Consider the following 259-nt stretch of genomic DNA (forward strand, 5'->3'; position numbering starts at 1 on the left):
CTGACGACTTCAACGGCGCGCAGTTCGAAGGCGCGGGCATTTACGACGTGAACACGCGCAATGGCCAGCGTTCGTCGAGCAGCTTCGAGTACTTGCACCCGGTGCTCAATCGCAAGAACCTGACGGTCGAGCGTGAAGTACTCGTCACGCAGGTGCTGTTCGACGCGAACCGGCGCGCGACGGGCGTCGTCGTCAAGCAGAACGGCAGTGCGCGCCATTTCACTGCGAAGCGGGAAGTGATTCTTTCGGCGGGTGCCGT

General features: G+C 62.2%; 1 protein-coding gene. It reads left to right on the top strand.

The window, feature by feature from the left end:
* Positions 1-259 (top strand): GMC family oxidoreductase N-terminal domain-containing protein (locus SB772_RS42675; RefSeq protein ID WP_410838854.1); only part of this gene is annotated, 259 nt, incomplete at both ends.

It is taken from the genome of Paraburkholderia sp. SIMBA_030 (genome assembly GCF_046535245.1).
Classification (GTDB): domain Bacteria; phylum Pseudomonadota; class Gammaproteobacteria; order Burkholderiales; family Burkholderiaceae; genus Paraburkholderia.